Origin of the sequence: Pseudarthrobacter sp. PH31-O2, from assembly GCF_030063265.1 — a bacterium.
Lineage (GTDB): Bacteria > Actinomycetota > Actinomycetes > Actinomycetales > Micrococcaceae > Arthrobacter.
Map to the genome: position 1 here is coordinate 19,397 of NZ_JASIST010000008.1, position 16,071 is coordinate 35,467.

Consider the following 16,071-nt stretch of genomic DNA (forward strand, 5'->3'; position numbering starts at 1 on the left):
TGGACCCAGGGTGCCCCACCAACCGGCCTCCTGCCCCGCGAACACCCACGTCTTTTTTCCCCGCCTGCAATCTTCCTCTCTGCAAAGGAGAAGTTGTGTCTGTTCAAAATACTGAAACCGCAGTACCCCTCCCCGACGACAAGACCGGCAAGGACGGCGTGCAACGTCGCACCAACGTCCGCTGGAAAATGTTCCTGCTCCTGCTGGTCCTGGTCGCCGTCAACTACATCGACCGGGGCTCCATCTCGGTGGCCCTGCCGATCATCCAGAAAGAATTCAACCTCGCCCCTGAACTTGTGGGCCTCCTGCTCTCCGCCTTCTTCTGGACCTACGCGCTGATGCAGGTCCCGGTAGGCCTCCTGATCGACAAATTCGGTCCCCGCAAGGTCATGACGGCGTCCTGTGTTGGCTGGGGCGCGGCCACGGCAGCGTCCGGGCTGGCCGGCGGCTTCATCAGCATGTTCATTGCCCGGCTGGGCATCGGCGTCACGGAAGCCGGCGTTATGCCGGCCGGCGGCAAGCTCAACGCCATCTGGATGCACAAATCAGAGCGCGGACGCGGCGCCACGATCCTCGACGCCGGCGCGCCCCTTGGCGCCGGCCTGGGCGGCATCCTGATTGCCGGCCTAATCGCTTCCACCGGCAGCTGGCGCATCGCCTTCATCATGGCCGGCGCCGCCACCGTACTGATGGGCCTTGCCGTCTGGTGGTACGTCCGGGACAACCCCCGCCAGCACCGCGGGGTCAATGCTGCCGAGGCTGAATACATCGAAGCATCCCACGCTGCCGAGGACGCCGCGGCCGAGCTCGACGGAAGCAAGGGCAAGCGCGCACTCCTGCCCTACCTGAAGTTCCGTTCCTTCTGGGCCATGTGCTTCGGCTGGCTGGGCTTCAACGGCGTCTTCTACGGACTCCTGACCTGGGGCCCGCTCTACCTGGCCCAGGACAAGGGCTTTGACCTGAAGACCATCGGCTGGTCCACCTTCGTAATCTTCGGTGCCGGCTTCGTCGGGGAAATCCTGGGCGGCGCGATCGCCGACAAGTGGCAGTCCACCGGCGCCTCCGCCAACCGCGTGATGCGCACACTCCTGGGCACCTCCAGCGTGGTTGTGATCGGCGGCCTGATTGGCGTCACCGTCGTGGCCGATCCCACCACCGCCGTTGTGCTCCTGTCCGTGGTGATGTTCTTCCTCCGCTGGGTGGGCCTGTTCTGGAGCATCCCCTCCATCCTGGGCGGCCGGACCAACGCCGGCGTCCTCGGCGGCGCGATGAACTTCAGCGGCAACATCTCCGGCTTCGTGACCCCCATCGCGGTCGGCCTGATCGTGGGCGCCACCGGCTCCTACACCTGGGCGCTGCTGTACTTCGTCGGATCCGCGATCATCATGGGCGTCTCCGTGCTGACCCTGAACTACAACAAGCGGCTACCTGTCTAAGCTGGCCACACGCACCTGTTCCTGAAGCCGGGAACGCTATGCCGGAAAAGAACCGAAAGTGGAGAAACATGCACAGCGCAGAACAGACCCAGGACAAGGAACGCCCCCTTCGGGAGTCCGTCCGGGACACCCTCCGCACCAGGATCTTCGAAGGGCATTACGTTCCCGGCACCAGGCTGGTGGAACGCGACCTCGCCGCTGAATTCAACGTCTCCCGCCTCCCCGTCCGCGAAGCGCTCCGCATGCTGCGCCAGGAAGGGCTCATCAGCGACCGGGGCGCCCGCGGGGCCGAGGTCAGCACCCTGAGCCCCAAAGACGTCGAGGATCTGTTCGACGTCAGGCAGTCCCTTGAGGTGTTGGCCTGCCGCCTGGCCGCGGCCCGCGCTACCGCGGAGGACCTCGGCGGCCTCAAGGGCCTGCTGGACGAGGCAGACCGCTGCCTGGCCAGGGGCGACATTATGGAAGCCCACCGCGCCAACAGCGAATTCCACGATGCCCTCACCCGGATCGCGGACAACGGCTTCCTCAGGTCCGCCCTGGAACCGCTCCAGGGCAGGATGCACTGGCTCTTCCGTCACGTCAGCGACCTGCCGGAGCTCATCGAAGAACACCGTGCCCTCTATGCCGCCATCGCCAGCGGCGACCCGGAACGGGCAGCTGCCCAATCGGCGTCGCACATCGGCAAATACCGTGAACAGTTTCCGGAGGATTTCAGCCGGACAGAACCCGCCCTTCATCGGAAGAACCCATGAAACTTCTTGTTATCAACCCCAACATCAGCGACGACGTTACGGCGCTGATCGAGGCGGAAGCCCTACGCTCCGCCGCCCCCGGCACCGAACTTGTGGTCCGGACCGCCGGATACGGCGTGGAATACATCGAAACCCGTTTTGAGTCACTGATCGCGGCGGGAGCAGTGGCCGAAATCGTCGCGGAATACACCCGTGACGGGCCGGGATCCGATACCAGCGTCGACGCCGTGGTGGTGGCCGCCTTCGGGGACCCCGGGATGCCGGCACTGAAGGAACTCACCGGCATCCCCGTCCTTGGCATCACCGAGGCCGCCCTTTGCGCCGCCGCCCTGCAGGGACACCGCTTCTCCATCATCGCCATCTCGGACCGGATCCGGCCTTGGTACCGGGACTGCGTGGAACGCTTCGGCCTCGGCGGCCGGCTCGCATCGATCCGCTCCCTCAACGAAGCGCTCCACGGCATCGCCTCGGTCCAGCAGGACTTCAAGGCAGCCTTGCTGGCACTCAGCCACCAGGCCGTCGCCGAGGACGGGGCCGACGTCGTCATCCTCGCCGGAGCGCCGCTCGCCGGGCTGGCCCGCGAACTCCGAGGGCAGATCGGGGTGCCCGTTGTGGACGGCATCTCGGCGGGCATCCGCCTGGCCGAAGCCGTTGTCGGACTTGATTCCGGCCCGCACCGCGCCGGTGCCTTCGCCGCTCCCCCGGCCAAGGCCCGCCGTGGCCTCTCGGAGAACCTGGAGGCGGCCCTCACCACCGCGCAGAACGCCGCCCGCGGCGAAACCGCCGCGAACCGCGCCATCCGGCAACCGGTCATCACCTAACCGGCCAACCAGCTACTTCTCCCCAGGAGGACACCGATGTCAGACACCCCAGAACTCGTCATCGCCAACGGCACAGTGGTCAACAGCTTCGGCCGCCAAGAGGCCCACGTTGTGGTCCGGGAAGGGCGCATCGACCGGCTTGTCGACGCTGCCGAGCCCATCCCCGCCGGCGTTCGCATCATCGATGCCGCCGGCCGGCTCGTTATTCCCGGCGGCGTCGACGGACACTGCCACGTTGCCCAGATCACCGGCCGTTTCCGCACCCTCGATGACTACCGGACCACGTCGACGGCCGCCTTGTGGGGCGGCACCACCACAATCATCGACTTCGGCATCCCCCGCGATGCCCGGGAGACCCCGCTCGCGGCCGTGCTGCACAAGAAGGAACTGGCCCGGGAGTCCCGCTGCGACGTGGCGCTGCACGGCTCCGTGGTCAGCTGGGACGAAACTGTGCCGTGGCAACTGGAGCAGCTCGCCGCCGAAGGCGTCAGGTCCGTCAAGATGTACACCACCAACCGCGGCAGCACCATGGCGGACGGGGACACGATCCTGAAGGTCATGCGCGAGATGGTGCGACTGGACGGGCTCACCTACATCCACGCCGAGCACGACCCCATCATCGCGGACTGTACGCAGCAGCACGCGGACGACGGCCGGATCGGCATCGAATACCTGCACCGCACCCGCCCCGAACTGGCCGAGGAGGTTTCGGTCAAGGAAACCCTGGCCATGGCCGAATACACCGGAGCCCCCGTCTACTTTGTGCACCAGTCAACCCCCGGCGCCGTGGACCTGGTCACCGAAGCCCGCGAACGCGGCCAGGAGGCGTACTCCGAGACCTGCCCGCACTACCTCACCCTCGACGACAGCGTCTACGGCTCGGTGATGCCCGAATGGTACGCCTGCTGCCCGCCCATGCGCAGTCCGCAGACAGTCGCCGCACTCCGGGATCGGCTTGCCGACGGCGCCATCCATACCGTCGCCTCCGACCACTCCTGCTACGACCTCACGCAAAAGCGGGAGCGCACGGACGACATCCGCGAAATGCCGCACGGACTCCCGGGCGTCGAAACCCGGATGCCCGTCACCTTCACCGCCCTGCTGGAGGCCTCCCGCGGAGCACGGGTGGAGGACTTCGTGGAAGTCTTCTCCGCCGGGCCGGCCCGCATCAACGCCCTCCCGGGCAAGGGAAGCATCGCGCCCGGGTTCGACGCCGACCTGGTCATCTTCGATCCGGCGGAGGAACGCGTTGTCGACGGCGGCGCCCTCCACATGGGCACCGACTTCTCGCCCTTCGAGGGCCGGACGCTTACAGGCTGGCCCGCCGTCGTCGTCTCCGCCGGACGTGTGGTGCTCGACGGCGGCGGGTTCCATGACCCCGGCCCGGTCGGAAACTTCGTGGCCCGCAACGGTTTCCGCGAGCATCAGGCCACCACTGCATCCGTCCGTGTTCCCGCCGCCCAGGCCACCCGCTAGGAGCCCCGCAATGCCTTCCGCAACCCGCGCCACCCGCATCGGCATGATCGTGCCGTCATCCAACACCTGCCTCGAACCGCAGAGCTACCGGATCCTGGGTGACCGTGAGGACGTCACCATCCACTTCGCCCGGATCCCCGTCACCCGGATTGCCCTGGACAAATCCTCGGACAAACAGTTCGATGCCGCCGTCATGCGCTCGGCCGCCGAACTCCTTGCCACCGCCGATGTGGACGTCATCGCCTGGAACGGTACTTCCGGTTCCTGGCTGGGCGTCGACTACGACCGCCGGCTCGCGGCGGACATCACGGACGCCACGGGCATCCCGGCCACCACCTCCACCCTGGCGTACATGGCGGCGTTCAGCTCGTTCGGCACAGAACGCATCGGACTCTTCACCCCGTACACCGCGGACGTCAACGAGCAGATCGTGGCGTCCTATCAACGGGACGGCATCAAAACCCTCGACCATCGGTACCTGGGCCTAAGCGACAACGAATCGTTCGCCCGCGTGGCGGATGAGGAGATGCGTCCGGGCTCGCTGGAGCTGGCGGCAGCCGGGCCCGATGCCATCATCTACCTCTGCACCAACCTCTATGGCGCCAACATCACCGCAGAAATCGAGGCAGAGACGGGCGTTCCCGTCCTGGACTCGGTGGCCGTCACGCTGTGGCATTGCCTCAAGCTGGCCGGCGCACCGCTGCTGGATCGGCGCTGGGGCAGGCTGCTCGCCTCGGCCTGAGCCGGCGCCCTTACGCCGGAAGGCCGGAACCGAGCAGCTCCTGCAGGCCACGCTTAAAACCGGACCGGCCGCCATGCGCGGGATGCCTGATTTTCGTCACATCCAGGCCGCTCCGCAGCAGGCTGCGGTGCGCCACGTTGCCCACGGCCACCACTGTTTCGATCGCGAAGGTGTCGGCCAGCACCCGCCAGAACGGAGATCCGAGTGCTGTTTCGGCGGCTGTTGGAGTGCGGTTGGACAGCGGCCGGCCGGGCACGTGGGTATGCCAAGGACACGCACTCCAGAGCAACGGCAGGAAGTCCAGCTCGGCAAGGACCTCCCACATCACCGTTGCTGTGGGCTCTGCCGCAACGCCGTCAGCATCCGGCGGCAGCACGTATCCGCTTCCCGGCCCGAACAGGCCAAACCCGTGAGGATTTTGGAGGGTGGTGCGGCTGGTGAACGGGACTCCGGTGAGCTTCATGCCCCGAAAGCCCGGGGCTTCCCCTACCAGCAGCACTTTCGGGGACCGATCCAGCATTTCCCGCAGGTAAATCGCCAGATTCTGCCGGCGCAGCGCATTCGCGGGGATGCTGTGATCGAAGAAGTTGGCGCAGCCCGGACCCGTTTCCACCGACGCCAGCCTGGCAACAAAGTCCTCAATGGCGGATGGTGCCATGGTGGTGCCGCTCCCTTGGCAGTTCGTTGGTTACTTAGACTATCCGGGCGCTGGGCCGCCGGCACCAGCCCTTGTGGCGCCATATCATGGGGACATGACGGACATGACCATCTTTACGGTGGGGCACTCCACTCATCCCATCGACGAATTCATCAGCATCCTCAAAGCCCACGGCGTCAAGAAACTGATCGATGTGCGCACCGTCCCGAGGTCCCGGCACAATCCGCAGTTCGCTGCGGAAGTGCTTGCGGCGAGTGTGCGTGCCGGCGGGATCACCTACCGGAGAATGGCATCCCTCGGCGGTCTGCGGCCCACCAGCAAAGGAAGCCCCAATGGCGCCTGGCGGAACGCGTCGTTCCGGGGATACGCGGACTACATGCAGACCGAAGAATTCGCCGCCGCCGTCGGGAAGCTGATGGAACGCGGGCGGACCAACGATGCGGCGATTATGTGCGCCGAAGCCGTCCCGTGGCGCTGCCACCGTTCCCTGATCGGCGACGCCCTCCTGCTCCGGAATGTCGAAGTGCTGGACATCATGACGGAAAAGTCCACCAAACCTCACGCACTGACTTCTTTCGCCCGCGTTGACGGGCACCGGCTCTGGTACCCGGCAGAGTAACCGCCTACCAGCGCGGGTGGATCGATGCGCGGAAATAGCGGTCGTAGACTTCGTGGACCCCGGCGTCGAACGTCGCGTCGATGCCGCCGACACCCGCCGCTGCGGCACTGGACCGGGCCTGGTCCGGGTTCCGCGCCCCGGGGATCACGGTGCTGACGCCGTTCTGGGCCGTGATCCAGGCGATGGCCGCCTGGGCGGTGCTGACGCCGTCGGGCACCAGTTCCTCGAACGCCGCCACCGCGGCCAAGCCCTGCCCGAAGTCCACACCGGAAAAGGTTTCCCCTACGTCGAAGGCCGAACCGGTGCGGTTGTAGTTCCGGTGGTCGTCCGCCGCGAAGGACGTGTCCGCGGTGTATTTTCCGGAGAGCAGCCCGGAGGCGAGCGGCACGCGGGCGATGATGCTTACGCCGGCCGCTGCCGCCGCGGGCAGCACCTCGTCCAGGGGTTTGAGCCGGAAGGCGTTGAGGATGATCTGCACCGTCGCCGTTCCGTCGTGGCGAAGGGCTTCGAGGGCTTCGTCCGTCCGCTCCACGCTGACGCCGTAATTCCGGATGGCGCCGTCGTCCACAAGTGTGTCCAGCGCGTCGTAGACTTCGGCGTTGCTGTACACGGCGGAGGGCGGGCAATGCAGCTGAACCAGGTCCAACTGCTCCAGGCCCAGATTCCGGCGGGAGCGGTCCGTCCACTCGCGGAAGTTCGCCAGGTTGTAGTTCTCCGGCAGTTGCTCCAACCGCCGCCCCATTTTGGTGGCCACGGTGATATCCAGGCCCGGGTTGGTCCGCAGAAACGCACCGATGGCCTGCTCGCTGCGGCCATCGCCATAGACGTCGGCGGTGTCTAAGAACGTAACGCCGGCCTCCACGGATGCGCCCAGCACGGCCTGCGCCTGCGCGGAATCCACGTTTCCCCAGTCCGCGCCCAGCTGCCAGGTCCCCAGTCCCACGATGGAGACGTTCCGTCCGGTCTTACCCAAGATTCGCTTTTCCATCATCAGACTATAGCCACCGTGCCGCGGGGAGGACCGGCGGACGCCACCAGGTCCGGGCGCCGGTCCGCCCACGGGCGCACCGTTTCGACGGCGGCACCCACTGCGAAGACCGTCGCATCATCGAACGGATGGCCCACGATCTGGACCCCCGTGGGAATGCCGCACTCGGCCATGCCGCTGGGCACTGCAAGCACCGGGCACCGGTTGGCGATATTAAACGGCGCCGTCATATGGGCTTGCCAGTAGTGCCCAAGCCGGACGCCGCCGGCGTCGATCCCGTCAAGATACATACCGTCGGCATCCAGCGCCGCGACGGCCGAGGCGGGGCAGATCAGGGCATCAAAGCCCGCCATCGCCGCGGCAAGGTCGGCCTGGATTCGGGTCTCCGCCCGGACCCCGTCGATGAAACGATTTTCCCCGGCAGCTTTTTGTGCGTCGGCCATAAAGCGCCGGGTGTAGGCGGCCAGCAGCTCCGGCGCATCGGCAGTGTCATCTTCCATGACCGGGCCCAGCAGGTAGCCGAAGTGCGTAAATATCGTCCGGCTGATGTGCTCCACGGTCCAGGGCAGTTCGATCTCCTCCACCACGGCGCCCGCTGCGGCCAACGCCGATGCCACGGCGCGTGTGTTGGCCTCCACATCAGCAGCAACCGGGTAGTTACCCAGCCGGATGCACAGTGCAATCCGCAGGCCGGCCACCGAATCGGCACCTGTCGGCGGCACGGCCAGCGCCAGGCCGCCGCCCAGGGACGTATGGTCAGCGGCATGCCGGCCGGCCATCACGTTTGCCAGCAGCGCCGTGTCCGCGACGGTCCGCGCCATCGGGCCGTCGCCCCGGTAGTGGTCTGCGGAAAGCGGCGGCAGGCCCGGGATCCGTCCGTACGGCGCCTTGTAGCCGACGGTGCCCGTAAACGAGGCCGGCAGCCGGGTGGAGCCGGCGATGTCCGAGGCTGTGGCGAGCGGTGCCAGCCCCGCGGCGAGCGCCGCCCCGGAGCCTCCCGAGGAGCCGCCGGGGGAATATTGCGGATTCCAGGGATTGCGGGTCACACCCCACAAGGCGCTGTGGGTGACCGTGGCGCAGCTGTATTCCGGGGTTGTGGTGCGCGCATGAATGATTCCCCCGGCCCGCCGGATTCGATCGATGACTGGATGGTCTGCCTTTGCACGGTCCCCTTTGCGGGCGACGAGCCCCTGCGAGAGGGTGCGTCCCTTGAGCCCGTGCTTCTCCTTAGCGGCGACCGGCAATCCGAGCAGCGGTGTCAGGTCCCGTCCGCGTGCATAGCTGGCGGCCGCCTGCCGGGCGGCCGGGAGCGCTTCCTCAAACAGGGTTTCCGTCAGGGCATTGATGCCCCCATTCACGGCTTGGGTCCTTGCCGCTACCGCTTCCAGCAATTCCACCGGTGAGAGTTCCCGGGCCCGGAAGAGCCGCAGTGCCGTCGTAGCGTCAAGGTAGTGCAGCTCGGTCATGCCACGCCCGACGCCGGCACATCGGCAGCTTCCGCGAGGGCACCGTCGATGAGCTGGCGGGCGACTCCGGTGAGCATGTCCACTCCGGTGACCATGTCGGCGTCGGACGTAAACTCGCGTTCGCAGTGCGAGACGCCGTCGACGCTGGGAACGAAGAGCATCACGGCGGGCGCCACGGTGTTCATGGCCACCGAGTCGTGGCCCGCCATGGTCCGGATACGGCGGGAGGACAGGCCCAGGTCAGCGGCGACTTTGTCCGCAAGTTCCAGTCCGGCCTCGGGGAACCGGCGGATCGGGCGCACATCGAAATCCTTGACGTTGACCTTGATGTCGTGTGTGCGGGCCAGCAGGTCGATGTCAGCGATGAGCTTGGCCCGGGCAGCCGCGACGATGTCCGGATCGCCTGATCGGAGGTCTGCCACAAGATGCACCCTTCGCGCCACCACAATGGGCGAGTTCGGTTCCAGCGTCAGCTGCCCAACGGAAGAGACAAGGGCCTGGTCCGCGAAGTCCTCGGTGACGTCGTGGACCATCAGGATGATTTTGGACGCGGCCACCAGGGCGTCGTGCCGGTCAGCCATGGCCGTCGCTCCGGTGTGGGACTGTTCGCCCAGCACTTCGATGTCCAGTTTCTGGGTGTACCAGCTGCTCTCAACCAAGCCGATATTGATCCCCTCCCGCTCCAGGATCCGGCCCTGCTCGATGTGGATCTCCGCGTAGCCGGCCACCTCGGGTCCCTCGGACGTACCGAGATACCCAATGCCCTCCAGCGCCTCGCGGACGCTGGTGCCGTGCAGGTCCCTGACGTCCAGCATCCGCTCCAGCGGCAGCAACCCGGCGAAGACTGAGCTGCCCATAATGCTCGGGGCGAAACGCCCGCCCTCCTCGTTGAACCAGTTCACCACCGCCAGGTTGAACCGCGGCGCCGGCCCGCCCGCAGCGACGTCGGCCCCGATCCGCCGTGCCGCGTGCAGTGCGGCGATGACGCCGTAGGCACCATCGAACCGTCCGCCGAGCGGCTGGCTGTCCAGGTGCGAGCCAATGAGCACATACGGTGCTCCCGGCGTCCACTCGAGCAGGGCGAACATGTTGCCGATCCCGTCGACCCGAAGTTCCCAGCCGGCGTCGTTGACCCAGTTGGCGAACCAGTTGCGGGTCTGCGCATCCTCGGCGGTGGCCGCCTGCCGGTCGACGCCGCTATTGGGCGTGGCGCCGATGGTGGCCACGAAATGGAAGTCTTGTAGGAAAGCTGCTGAGTTCATGGGAAGTCCTTTGTGTGGTGGGGTGTCGAGGAACCGGCGGCGGCGGGCTTAGCCGACGCGCCCGCGCGTCTCGGGCACCTTGGTGAACAGCACGAGCAGGAGCACAACGACGGCCGCGGCGGCCATGTAGAAGCCGGGTGCGTGGGGAACACCTGTGCTGCCGACCAGGGCCGTGCCGATGAACGGCGCTGTGCCGCCGAAAAGGGCGTAGGCGCCGTTGTAGCTGATCGCCGCCGAGGTGAAACGCGTCCGGGTCGTGAAGATCTCGACGAAGAAGGTGTAGCAGCCGCCGCCGTAAATGCAGAGCGCGACGACGAAGAGTGCCTGGCCCAGCAGGGCCAGGGGCAAGCTGCCGCTGGTGACCAGCATGAAGCTCGGAACCGAGAGCAGCGCCAAAGCTGCCGAACCTGCAATCAGCATCGGTTTGCGGCCGAAACGGTCCCCGAGGCGGCCGCCGATCGGAAGCAGGACAGCGTAGAGGGCGAGGGCTGCAGCGTTGGCCATCAGCGACTGCTCGCGGCTCAGGTGTCCGGTGGTCTGGACATAGGAGACGAAGTAGGCGGAGAGGAAGTAGAACCCCATGGCCGTCAGCCCCATCACAAAGATGACCTGCACCATCCGGAGCTTATTCTCGCGGAAGGATTCGCGGACCGGGCTGAATTCCTTGGTCCGGGCCGCCTTGGCCTCGTTGAACGCTTCGCTCTCCACCGTCCGGCTGCGGATCCAGGCGCCGAAAAGCGCCAGCGGCAAAGCCAGCAGGAACGGCAGGCGCCAGCCCCAGGCCGTGAAATCCTCGTTCGACAGGGACTGGCTGAGGATCAGGATCATCGTGCCGGCAAAGACTGAGGGCAGCGCAGTGGCGGCGATGGTGATGTTGAGCCAGAACCCGCGGCTGTTGACCGGTGCGTGTTCGAAGACAAACGACGGCGCTCCCACAGATTCACCGCCGGCGGAGAATCCCTGGATAAGGCGGCAGAGGACCAGCAGGACCGGTGCCCATGCGCCGATCTGGGCATAGGTGGGAAGCAGCCCCATCAGGGCGGTTGCCCCGCCGATGGCAATAAGCGTGATGGTCAGGACGTGACGCCGGCCGATCCGGTCGCCGAGGGCCCCGAAGAACAACCCGCCGATGGGGCGGACCACAAATGCCACGCCAAAGGTCGCGAAGGTGGCCAGCATGGCCGTGACGGGATTGCTTCCCGGAAAGAACACCTGCGAGAAGATGACGGCGGTGAGGCCGTACAAGGTGAAGTCGTAGAACTCGATGAACTGGCCGATGCTGCCGCCAGCCAGCACCCGGCGCTGCATCTTGGTGATGCGGGGCACGGCAGGGGCGGAGCCCTGTTCTGTTGCGGTTCGGGCGGACTGCGGCTGGTCTTTGATGTCGTTGCTTGTCATGACAGCCACGCTAGGGGCGCCGTGTTTCCGATGACCTGTGCCAGGTTACGGCCGCGGAAATTGAATTCTGCGGTTGTTGCCGCGGTGTTGCCTGCCTGACTCGGCCTGGACATGTTTCGGACACGCGGGCTGTGAATCGGAACCATGGAATCTCCTTTGATCAGAATGGCTTTCGAGCTGAGGGATTCGGCCTAGGCCGTCGCTGCGGGGATTTTTTCACCGGTAAGTCGCCAACGCCGCCGCACTGCAGCAACTCTGTGTGATCCGCTTCACATCTGTCCAATTGATTGTTTTTGATCGATCGATCGATTTTGCCAATGCCAAAACGGCTGGCCGGCATGGCCGCGGCTGGTTTCGGGCGGCTAGTTCCGGGCGGCTAGTTCCGGGCGGCACCGTAGAGGCGGATACATGTCTGCTCAAAAGCCAGGGCCCTGCGGGTGGGGGTGACGCCGTCGGGGCGGACCAGCATAACTTCGATCGGCGGGAAATCATCCGTTAGGGTGAGCGCCACAACACGCCCCCCGGAGTACGTCAAGTCGCTGTGGAGCCGCTGGTTGAGCATGGCGTACCCGTGGCCCTTGGCCACAAATGACCGGACCGTTTCATAGCCGGCAAATCGGTGCCGGACATTCGGGGTTACACCGGCGATGGCATAGAGCTGCTCGTAGTATTCCCGGCTGTGCGGCAGATCCAGCACTACCGAAGGTTCGCCTTCAAGGTCCTTCAGCGCGATGCTGCGCTCGGGGCGGTTGGCTGCGGGATGCTCCGCGTGGACGAGCACATGGGGCGGCACGCGCTCCAGGACGGTGTGCGTGAATCCGCGGCCCAGGCCAAGACCGTACATAAGTGCAACATCGCACAAGCCCTCAAGCAGGGCGGACTGCAGACTCGCAAGATCGGCTTCGAGGAAGGAGACCTCCACTCCCGGGTGCTGGCCTTCGAAGGTCTGAAGAATTGCCGGGAGCCTGAACGGCGCCAGCGGCGAAAAGACACCGACTTTGAGCTCCCCCACCAGGCTCGTCGCGAGCCCCCGGGCCGACTCGTACAGGGAATCGGCGTGTTCCAGCAACACCTTGATGTCCTGGGCCAGTTGCCTGCCGGACGGCGTCAGCCGCAGGCCGCGGGTCCGGAGCCGGACGAACAACTGGGTAGCCAGGCTGGCTTCAAGCTGGGCCATCGCCGTAGAGAGTGTGGACTGGGTGACCAGCAGCCGCTCGGCCGCGTTGGTCATATTTTCGAGCTCGGCCACCACCGCGAAGTACCGAAGCTGGGTGAGGGTAAAGGGCTTCGTCATCCTCAATGGTCGCATTCCCGACCGCAGCACCATTGCCGCGCGGGCCCGATGGCGCGGACAACGGAAATATTTACAATGTGCAAAACGCGCAGCGATTCTCTTTACGCACCCGCACTTTTGCTGCGCCGCCGCGCCGGACACACTGAAGGCAAACAACTGACCACCCCGCATGAGGAGACACCTTGAACATCATCGAGCACTGGATCAACGGCCGCTACGTCCCGGCCGGGGCGCGCACGGCCCCGGTTACCAACCCGGCGACGGGCAAGGTCACCGGCCTGGTGTCACTGGCGAGTGCGGACGAGGGCAACTCCGCTGTCGCGGCGGCCCGGGCCGCGTTCCCTGCGTGGCGGGACACCTCCTTGGCCCGCCGCACACAGGTCCTCTTCGCCTTCCGCGAACTGCTCAACTCACGCAAAGGCGAACTCGCCGCCATCATCACCTCGGAGCACGGCAAGGTTTTGGATGACGCCCTCGGTGAGGTGACCCGCGGGCAGGAAGTCGTCGAGTTCGCCTGCGGCATCCCGCACCTGCTCAAGGGCAGCTACACGGAGAATGCGTCAACCAATGTGGATGTCCACTCGATCCGGCAGGCGCTGGGGCCGGTCGCCATCATCAGCCCCTTCAATTTCCCGGCCATGGTGCCGATGTGGTTCTTCCCCCTTGCGATCGCGGCCGGCAACACCGTCGTTATCAAGCCCAGCGAAAAGGACCCCACGGCGATCAACTGGATGGCCGAACTCTGGAAGGAAGCCGGGCTGCCGGACGGTGTCTTTAATGTCCTGCACGGCGACAAGGTGGCAGTAGACGCCTTGCTCGGCCACCCCGATATCAAGGCCGTTTCCTTCGTCGGATCCACGCCGATCGCCAAGTACGTCTACCAGACGGCAACCGCCAACGGGAAGCGTGTGCAGGCCCTCGGCGGCGCCAAGAACCACATGATTGTCCTGCCCGACGCCGACCTCGACCTCGCGGCCGACGCAGCAGTGAACGCCGGCTTCGGTTCGGCCGGCGAACGCTGCATGGCCATCTCCGCGCTCCTCGCCGTGGGCGGCATCGCCGATGAGCTGGTGGCGAAAATTGCCGAGCGTACCCGGCCGCTCCGCACCGGAGACGGCATGCGGGGCTGCGACATGGGCCCGCTTGTCACGGCCGTCCACCGGGACAAGGTGGCCGGTTACATTGACGCCGGCGAGGCCGCCGGCGCCACAGTGGTGGTTGACGGACGCCAGGTGGCCCCCGATTCGGAAGGTGACGGCTTTTTCGTCGGCCCCACCTTGTTCGACAACGTCACGCCGGACATGTCCATCTACCAGGACGAAATCTTCGGCCCTGTACTGTCGGTGGTCCGGGTCGACAGCTACGAGCAGGCGCTCGAACTGATCAACACCAACCCCTACGGCAACGGCACCGCCATCTTCACCAACGACGGCGGCGCTGCCCGCCGCTTCGAAAACGAGGTGGAGGTCGGTATGGTCGGCATCAACGTTCCGGTTCCGGTCCCCATGGCCTACTACTCCTTCGGCGGCTGGAAAAACTCGCTCTTCGGTGACACCCACGCCCACGGCACCGAGGGCGTCGGTTTCTATACCAGGGGCAAGGCTGTCACGTCCCGCTGGCTTGACCCCAGCCACGGCGGGATCAATCTTGGCTTCCCGCAGAACGCCTGACCGGCATCACACCAGAAAGGCATTTGATATGACTTCCACAATTGACAGCAGCATCCTGGACATCAAGGACACCGCCGAGACCGCCCGTCGGGCGTACGAGCTGGACCGCAAGCACGTTTTCCACTCCTGGTCCGCCCAGGACCTCCTGGACCCCATGGTTATCACGGCAGCTGCGGGATCCCACGTCTGGGACGGTGAGGGCAACAAATATCTGGACTTCTCCTCCCAGCTGGTCAACACCAACATCGGTCACCAGCACCCCGCCGTCGTAGCCGCGATCGCCGCCCAGGCCGCGAAGCTGTGCACCATCGCGCCAAGCTACGTCAACGACGCCCGTTCCGAGGCGGCCCGCCTGATCACTGAGCGGACCCCCGGGGAGCTGAACAAGATCTTCTTCACCAACGGCGGCGCGGATGCCAATGAGCATGCCGTCCGGATGGCCCGGCTCCACACCGGCCGCCACAAGGTGCTCTCCGCCTACCGCTCGTACCATGGCGGCACGCAGCTCGCCGTGAACCTCACCGGAGACCCGCGCCGCTGGGACAGCGACAACGCCAGCACCGGAACCATCCATTTCTTCCCGCCGTACCTGTACCGCACCGCGTTCCACTCCACCACCCAGGAAGAGGAAAGCCAGCGGGCCCTGGAGCATTTGGAGCAACTGGTCAGTTTTGAGGGCCCGTCCACCATCGCGGCGCTGATTCTCGAATCCATTCCGGGAACGGCCGGCATTTACCTGCCGCCGCCCGGCTACCTCCAGGGGGTCCGGGACCTCTGCAACCGATACGGCATCGTCCTGATCTGTGACGAGGTGATGTCAGGTTTCGGCCGGACCGGCAAGTGGTTCGCCATCGAGCACTTCGACGTCGTCCCGGACCTGCTGACCTTCGCCAAGGGAGTGAACTCCGGCTACGTTCCGCTGGGCGGGGTGGCGATCAGCCCCGAAATCGCGGCCACCTTCGGCAAGCGCGTCTACCCCGGGGGCCTGACCTACTCCGGACATCCGCTGGCCACCGCGGCCGCCGTGGCCACCCTCAACGCCATGGAGGACGAAGGGATTGTGCAGCATGCAGCGCTGCTCGGGGAAACCGTGATTGGGCCGGCACTCGCCGGCTTCGCGGAAAACCACCGCTCGGTGGGCGAAGTCCGTGGAACCGGGGTCTTCTGGGCCATCGAGCTGGTCAAGAACCGTGCGACGCGCGAGCCGATGGCTGCCTATGGCGGCTCCAGCCCGGAAATGAACCAGCTGGTGGCCGCCTGCAAGTCCCGCGGCCTCCTGCCGTTCGCGAACTTCAACCGCATCCACGTCGTCCCGCCCTGCAACACCAGCATCGAAGACACAGCGGCCGGACTCGCCATCCTGGACGAGGTCCTGGACATCGCGGACGGCTTCGCGGCCTGACGAAGGGCGGACTTCACCACGAACTGACGATCCACGCAAGGACGCCACGGCCCCGCGGACGAACATCGACCGCGAGGCCGTGGCGTT

The 16,071-nt window shown here is 66.0% G+C and carries 14 protein-coding genes; 8 read left to right on the forward strand and 6 right to left on the reverse strand.

Features of this window, described 5'->3' with window-relative positions; genetic code table 11:
* Positions 1–95: 95 nt before the first annotated feature.
* The 5 genes from QMG72_RS12865 (at position 96) to QMG72_RS12885 (ending at position 5,227) form a co-directional block, all read left to right on the forward strand.
* Positions 96–1,436, forward strand: coding sequence for an MFS transporter (locus tag QMG72_RS12865; RefSeq protein WP_226775360.1), 1,341 nt, complete (start codon positions 96–98; stop codon positions 1,434–1,436).
* Between the two features lie 68 nt (positions 1,437–1,504).
* A complete protein-coding gene (locus QMG72_RS12870; RefSeq protein WP_226775359.1) occupies positions 1,505–2,188 on the forward strand; it encodes a GntR family transcriptional regulator in 684 nt (227 codons plus the stop codon).
* Positions 2,185–3,009: an aspartate/glutamate racemase family protein gene (locus QMG72_RS12875; protein ID WP_283480713.1), complete on the forward strand. Its 825-nt coding sequence runs from the start codon at positions 2,185–2,187 to the stop codon at positions 3,007–3,009. Before QMG72_RS12870 ends, QMG72_RS12875 begins: the two co-directional genes overlap by 4 nt.
* 36 nt (positions 3,010–3,045) lie before the next feature.
* Complete coding sequence (locus tag QMG72_RS12880) at positions 3,046–4,485, forward strand: amidohydrolase family protein (RefSeq protein WP_283480714.1); 1,440 nt, start codon at positions 3,046–3,048, stop codon at positions 4,483–4,485.
* A 10-nt stretch (positions 4,486–4,495) separates the two neighbouring features.
* A complete protein-coding gene (locus tag QMG72_RS12885; protein ID WP_253031915.1) occupies positions 4,496–5,227 on the forward strand; it encodes a maleate cis-trans isomerase family protein in 732 nt (243 codons plus the stop codon).
* A 10-nt stretch (positions 5,228–5,237) separates the two neighbouring features.
* On the opposite strand, the gene QMG72_RS12890 is transcribed toward QMG72_RS12885, so the two are convergent.
* Positions 5,238–5,885, reverse strand: a complete 648-nt coding sequence (locus tag QMG72_RS12890) for a uracil-DNA glycosylase (RefSeq protein ID WP_283480715.1) — start codon at positions 5,883–5,885, stop codon at positions 5,238–5,240.
* Positions 5,886–5,979: 94 nt separating this feature from the next.
* Here QMG72_RS12890 and QMG72_RS12895 point away from each other — a divergent pair, with 94 nt between their 5' ends.
* Positions 5,980–6,504, forward strand: a complete 525-nt coding sequence (locus tag QMG72_RS12895; RefSeq protein ID WP_283480716.1) for a DUF488 domain-containing protein — start codon at positions 5,980–5,982, stop codon at positions 6,502–6,504.
* Positions 6,505–6,508: 4 nt separating this feature from the next.
* Here QMG72_RS12895 and QMG72_RS12900 read toward each other — a convergent pair whose 3' ends face one another.
* From QMG72_RS12900 to QMG72_RS12920, 5 genes are all read right to left on the reverse strand, one after another.
* A complete protein-coding gene (locus QMG72_RS12900; protein ID WP_283480718.1) occupies positions 6,509–7,492 on the reverse strand; it encodes an aldo/keto reductase in 984 nt (327 codons plus the stop codon).
* 2 nt (positions 7,493–7,494) lie between these two features.
* Positions 7,495–8,958 carry an amidase gene (locus tag QMG72_RS12905; RefSeq protein ID WP_282358840.1) on the reverse strand — a complete coding sequence of 488 codons (1,464 nt, stop codon included), beginning with the start codon at positions 8,956–8,958 and terminating at the stop codon, positions 7,495–7,497.
* A complete protein-coding gene (locus tag QMG72_RS12910; RefSeq protein WP_226775351.1) occupies positions 8,955–10,220 on the reverse strand; it encodes a M20 family metallo-hydrolase in 1,266 nt (421 codons plus the stop codon). The genes QMG72_RS12905 and QMG72_RS12910 overlap by 4 nt, the downstream gene beginning before the upstream one ends.
* A gap of 48 nt (positions 10,221–10,268) precedes the next feature.
* Complete coding sequence (locus tag QMG72_RS12915) at positions 10,269–11,618, reverse strand: MFS transporter (RefSeq protein ID WP_226775350.1); 1,350 nt, start codon at positions 11,616–11,618, stop codon at positions 10,269–10,271.
* A gap of 376 nt (positions 11,619–11,994) precedes the next feature.
* On the reverse strand, positions 11,995–12,912 hold the full coding sequence (locus QMG72_RS12920) for a LysR family transcriptional regulator (RefSeq protein ID WP_226775349.1): 918 nt from the start codon (positions 12,910–12,912) through the stop codon (positions 11,995–11,997).
* Between the two features lie 182 nt (positions 12,913–13,094).
* On the opposite strand from QMG72_RS12920, the gene QMG72_RS12925 reads away from it, so the two are divergent.
* Both QMG72_RS12925 and QMG72_RS12930 read left to right on the forward strand, forming a co-directional pair.
* Entirely contained in the window at positions 13,095–14,582 is a 1,488-nt protein-coding gene (locus QMG72_RS12925) for a CoA-acylating methylmalonate-semialdehyde dehydrogenase (protein ID WP_226775348.1), read from the forward strand.
* A 28-nt stretch (positions 14,583–14,610) separates the two neighbouring features.
* Positions 14,611–15,984 (forward strand): aspartate aminotransferase family protein, encoded by a 1,374-nt coding sequence (locus QMG72_RS12930; protein ID WP_282358844.1) that lies wholly within the window; start codon positions 14,611–14,613, stop codon positions 15,982–15,984.
* The last annotated feature ends 87 nt before the right edge of the window (positions 15,985–16,071 follow it).

Bases quoted from the DNA above. Each gene is read 5' to 3' on its own strand.
- QMG72_RS12870 (WP_226775359.1), top strand. From the start codon at position 1,505: ATGCACAGCGCAGAACAGACCCAGGACAAGGAACGCCCCCTTCGGGAG.
- QMG72_RS12895 (WP_283480716.1), top strand. From the start codon at position 5,980: ATGACGGACATGACCATCTTTACGGTGGGGCACTCCACTCATCCCATC.
- QMG72_RS12920 (WP_226775349.1), bottom strand. From the start codon at position 12,912: ATGACGAAGCCCTTTACCCTCACCCAGCTTCGGTACTTCGCGGTGGTG.
- QMG72_RS12910 (WP_226775351.1), bottom strand. From the start codon at position 10,220: ATGAACTCAGCAGCTTTCCTACAAGACTTCCATTTCGTGGCCACCATC.
- QMG72_RS12890 (WP_283480715.1), bottom strand. From the start codon at position 5,885: ATGGCACCATCCGCCATTGAGGACTTTGTTGCCAGGCTGGCGTCGGTG.
- QMG72_RS12915 (WP_226775350.1), bottom strand. From the start codon at position 11,618: ATGACAAGCAACGACATCAAAGACCAGCCGCAGTCCGCCCGAACCGCA.
- QMG72_RS12880 (WP_283480714.1), top strand. From the start codon at position 3,046: ATGTCAGACACCCCAGAACTCGTCATCGCCAACGGCACAGTGGTCAAC.
- QMG72_RS12905 (WP_282358840.1), bottom strand. From the start codon at position 8,958: ATGACCGAGCTGCACTACCTTGACGCTACGACGGCACTGCGGCTCTTC.
- QMG72_RS12900 (WP_283480718.1), bottom strand. From the start codon at position 7,492: ATGGAAAAGCGAATCTTGGGTAAGACCGGACGGAACGTCTCCATCGTG.
- QMG72_RS12930 (WP_282358844.1), top strand. From the start codon at position 14,611: ATGACTTCCACAATTGACAGCAGCATCCTGGACATCAAGGACACCGCC.
- QMG72_RS12875 (WP_283480713.1), top strand. From the start codon at position 2,185: ATGAAACTTCTTGTTATCAACCCCAACATCAGCGACGACGTTACGGCG.
- QMG72_RS12885 (WP_253031915.1), top strand. From the start codon at position 4,496: ATGCCTTCCGCAACCCGCGCCACCCGCATCGGCATGATCGTGCCGTCA.